The sequence below is a fragment of the Mizugakiibacter sediminis genome (genome assembly GCF_000953855.2).
Taxonomy (GTDB): Bacteria; Pseudomonadota; Gammaproteobacteria; order Xanthomonadales; family Rhodanobacteraceae; genus Mizugakiibacter; species Mizugakiibacter sediminis.
On sequence record NZ_DF970205.1, the window covers coordinates 1 to 4,054 of the forward strand.

At 71.3% G+C, this 4,054-nt stretch carries 3 protein-coding genes and 1 pseudogene; 2 read left to right on the forward strand and 2 right to left on the reverse strand.

What is annotated here, in order from left to right:
* Both MBSD_RS09055 and MBSD_RS09060 read right to left on the reverse strand, forming a co-directional pair.
* Window positions 1–404 (reverse strand): annotated as a pseudogene (locus MBSD_RS09055) (hypothetical protein); the annotation flags it as partial.
* A 129-nt stretch (window positions 405–533) separates the two neighbouring features.
* A complete protein-coding gene (locus MBSD_RS09060) occupies window positions 534–1,931 on the reverse strand; it encodes a class II fumarate hydratase (protein WP_062537026.1) in 1,398 nt (465 codons plus the stop codon).
* Between the two features lie 95 nt (window positions 1,932–2,026).
* Between MBSD_RS09060 and purB the strand changes: the two genes are divergently transcribed.
* A complete protein-coding gene (gene purB, locus MBSD_RS09065) occupies window positions 2,027–3,394 on the forward strand; it encodes an adenylosuccinate lyase (protein WP_062537027.1) in 1,368 nt (455 codons plus the stop codon).
* A gap of 1 nt (window position 3,395) precedes the next feature.
* Window positions 3,396–4,054, forward strand: a 659-nt coding sequence (locus MBSD_RS09070) for a cupin domain-containing protein (RefSeq protein ID WP_187300613.1), incomplete at its 3' end; no start/stop codon positions are given.

The window sequence follows — 4,054 nt, forward strand, 5'->3', positions numbered from 1 at the left end:
GCGGGCGCCGGGGCGGCGATCGGGCCCGGGTCCTGCGTCACCGGCGCCGGCCTCGCCGCGGGCTTCGGCTCGGGGCGCGGCTGCGGCTTCGCCTCGGCCACGGCGCGCGGCTCCGGCCGCGCGGCCGGCTTGTCCTCGATCCGCACCAGGACGTTCTCGAAGAAGCTGTCGTTGAAGCGGACCTCGACGTTGCCGCCGGCGTGGATCTTCGCGGCGATCTGCTTCTGCCAGTATTTCGGCGCATTGACCACGACGATCTTGCCGGACGCCGCCGCCTCGCGTCCGAGCGCGGCCAGCTTGGCGTCGGCCTTGCCGGCCAGCAGATCCGGTCCCTGCACGGCCACTTCCTGCGCATAGGCGCCGACGGCGACGAACAGCGCCGCCCACAGTGCACGTTTCAGCATCACTTCGACTCCAGGATCATGAGGGGGAGATGCGCGAGCTCGGCGCATTGTGTCGCGGCGCGCGGCGGCGGCATGTGCTGTTCGCCACATCGCGCGCCGCGACCGCGGCGCCGCCGGGGAATATCGTGATCAGCCGCCTCCCGAGCCGCCGCCGTGGATGCCGCCCCGGGTCAGGGCGGCAGGATCCAGCAGCTTCTGCAGCTCCTTGCGCGACAGGCCGGTGGTCTCCAGCGCGACGTCGAGGATCGGCCGCTTCTCCTTGTAGGCGCGCTTGGCGGTGGCCGCGCCCTTCTCGTAGCCGATCACCGGATTCAGCGCGGTGACCAGGATCGGATTCAGCGCCAGCGCCGCGTCGACGCGCTCGCGGTTGACGCGGAAGCCGGCGATGGCGCGGTCGGCCAGCACGCGCGAGGCGTTGGCGAGGATCTCGATCGACTGCAGCAGGTTGTAGGCGATCACCGGCAGCATCACGTTCAACTGGAAGTTGCCGCTCTGCCCGGCGACCGTCACCGTGGCGTCGTTGCCGATCACCTGCGCGCACACCATCGTCACCGCTTCCGGGATCACCGGATTGACCTTGCCGGGCATGATCGACGAGCCGGGCTGCAACGCCGGCAGCTCGATCTCGCCGAGGCCGGCCAGCGGACCGGAGTTCATCCAGCGCAGATCGTTGGCGATCTTCATCAGCGCGCAGGCCAGCGTCTTCAGCTGGCCGGAGAGCTCCACCGCCGCATCCTGCGCGGCCATGCCCTCGAAATAGTTGTCGGCGGAGACGAAGCGCACGCCGGTGGCCCTGGACAGCGCGCGCGCCACCGCCGGCCCGAAGCGCGGATCGGCGTTGATGCCGGTGCCGACCGCGGTGCCGCCCTGCGGCAGGCGGCGCATGCGCACGAGCGCGTCCTCGATGCGCGCGCGGCAGGAGCGGATCTGCGCGGCCCAGCCGGACAGCTCCTGCCCGAAGGTCACCGGCATCGCGTCCATCAGGTGCGTGCGGCCGGTCTTCGCCACGCGGCCGAGTTCGCGCGCCCGTTTCTCGATCGCCAGCTGCAGGTGCTTCAGCGCCGGCAGCAGCCGCTCGCAGGCGGTGAGCGTCGCGCTGACGTGGATCGCCGTCGGGATCACGTCGTTGGAGCTCTGCCCCATGTTGACGTGGTCGTTGGGATGCACCTTCGTGCCGGCGCGCGCGGCGAGGTGGGCGATCACCTCGTTGGCGTTCATGTTGGTGCTGGTGCCGGAGCCGGTCTGGAAGACGTCGATGGGGAAATGCGCGTCGAACTCGCCGGCGGCGACGCGCAGCGCGGCGCGGCGGATGGCCAGCGCGTGCGTCTTCTTCAGATAGCCGAAGCCGGCGTTGACCTCGGCGGCGGCGGCCTTGATCAGGCCGAGCGCGCGGATGAAGGCGCGCGGCATGCGCAGGCCGGAAATCGGGAAGTTGTCGACGGCGCGCTGGGTCTGCGCGCCGTACAGCGCGTCGGCGGGCACCCGCAGCTCGCCCATGCTGTCGCGTTCGATGCGTTCCCGGCTCATGGCGGCTCCTGCGGCTGCGCGCGAAACAGTGCAGCCCGGCATTATAGCGGCAGGATGTAAAATGCGCCGTTCGCCCTCCGTCCAAGGCCCCTCCGATGTCGCAAGCCGCCCTGACCGCCCTGTCCCCCCTCGACGGCCGCTACGCCGGCAAGGCCGAGCCGCTGCGTCCGATCTTCAGCGAGTACGGGCTGATGCACCGGCGCGTGCACGTCGAGATCCAGTGGCTGCTGGCGCTGGCCGAGCACCCGGCGATCGCCGAACTGCCGGCGTTCGCCGCGCCCGCGCGCGCCGCGCTGCAGGCGATCGCCGACGGCTTTTCCGTCGATGACGCCGCGCGCATCAAGACGATCGAGGGCGAGACCAACCACGACGTCAAGGCGGTCGAGTACTTCATCAAGGAGCGTATCGGCGCCGACCCCGCGCTGGCCAAGGCCAGGGAATTCGTGCACTTCGCCTGCACCAGCGAGGACATCAACAACCTCGCCTACGCCCTGATGCTGCACGACGCGCGCGAGCGCGTGCTGCTGCCGGCGCTGGATGCGGTGGTCGGCAGGCTGCGCGAACTGGCGCACGCGCATGCCGACCTGCCGATGCTGTCGCGCACGCACGGCCAGACCGCCTCGCCGACCACGCTTGGCAAGGAGCTGGCCAACGTCGTCGCGCGCCTCGAGCGCCAGCGCCGCCAGCTCGCCGCGGTGGAGATCCTCGGCAAGATCAACGGCGCGGTCGGCAACTACAACGCGCACGCGATCGCCTATCCGGACGTGGACTGGCGCGAGCTGTCGCGCGGCTTCGTCGAGGGCCTCGGCCTGACCTGGAATCCCTACACCACGCAGATCGAGCCGCACGACTGCGTCGCCGAGTTCTGCGACGCCACGCGCCGCATCAACACCGTGCTGATCGACCTCGCGCGCGACGTCTGGGGCTACATCTCGCTGGGCTATTTCCGCCAGGCGCTGAAGGCGGGCGAGGTCGGCTCCTCGACGATGCCGCACAAGGTCAACCCGATCGACTTCGAGAACGCCGAGGGCAACCTCGGCCTCGCCAACGCCCTGCTCGGCCACTTCGCCGAGAAGCTGCCGATCAGCCGCTGGCAGCGCGACCTCACCGATTCCACCGTGCTGCGCGCGCTCGGCACCGCGTTCGGCCACTCGCTGGTCGCGCTGGATTCGCTGCAGAAGGGCCTCGGCAAGCTGCAGGTCGCGCCCGAGCGGCTCGCCGCGGATCTCGACGCCAGTTGGGAAGTGCTGGCCGAGGCGGTGCAGACGGTGATGCGCCGCCACGGCCTGCCGAATCCGTACGAACAGCTGAAGGCGCTGACCCGCGGCCAGGGCATCACCCGCGAGACGATGCGCGGCTTCGTCGAAGGCCTGGAGCTGCCGGCCGACGCCAAGGCGCGGCTGCTGGCGCTGACGCCGGCGGGCTACACCGGCCTGGCCGCGGACCTGGCGCGCGACATCTGAGATGCGCACGGCGCCGATCGAAGTCGCCGCGCGGCACGGGCAGCCGCTGGGCATGCCGCCCGCGCGCTTCCTGCGCGAGTACTGGCAGAAGCGTCCGCTGCTGATCCGCGGCGCGTTTCCGGATTTCGCCCCGCCGCTCACGCCCGACGACCTCGCCGGCCTGGCCTGCGAGGAACTGGCGCTGTCGCGGCTGGTGCTGCGCGACCGCCGCCGCGACCGCTGGACGCTGCGCAACGGCCCGTTCGACGAGGCCGCGTTCGCCGCGCTGCCGCGCAGCGACTGGACGCTGCTGGTGCAGGACGTGGACAAGTGGGACGCGGACGTCGCCGCGCTGCTGCGGCACTTCCGCTTCCTGCCGACATGGCGCGTCGACGACGTGATGGTCAGCTACGCCGCCGACGGCGGCGGCGTCGGCGCGCACGTCGACCAGTACGACGTGTTCCTGCTGCAGGGGCTCGGCCGCCGGCGCTGGTCGATCAGCGCCGATCCGCGCGCGCCGAAGGATTTCCGCGACGACGTCGAGCTGAAGCAGCTGCGCACGTTCGCGCCCACCCACGCCTGGCTGCTCGAGCCGGGCGACATGCTGTACCTGCCGCCCGGCGTGCCGCACGACGGCGTCGCCGTCGGCCCCTGCATGACCCTGTCCGTCGGCATGCGCGC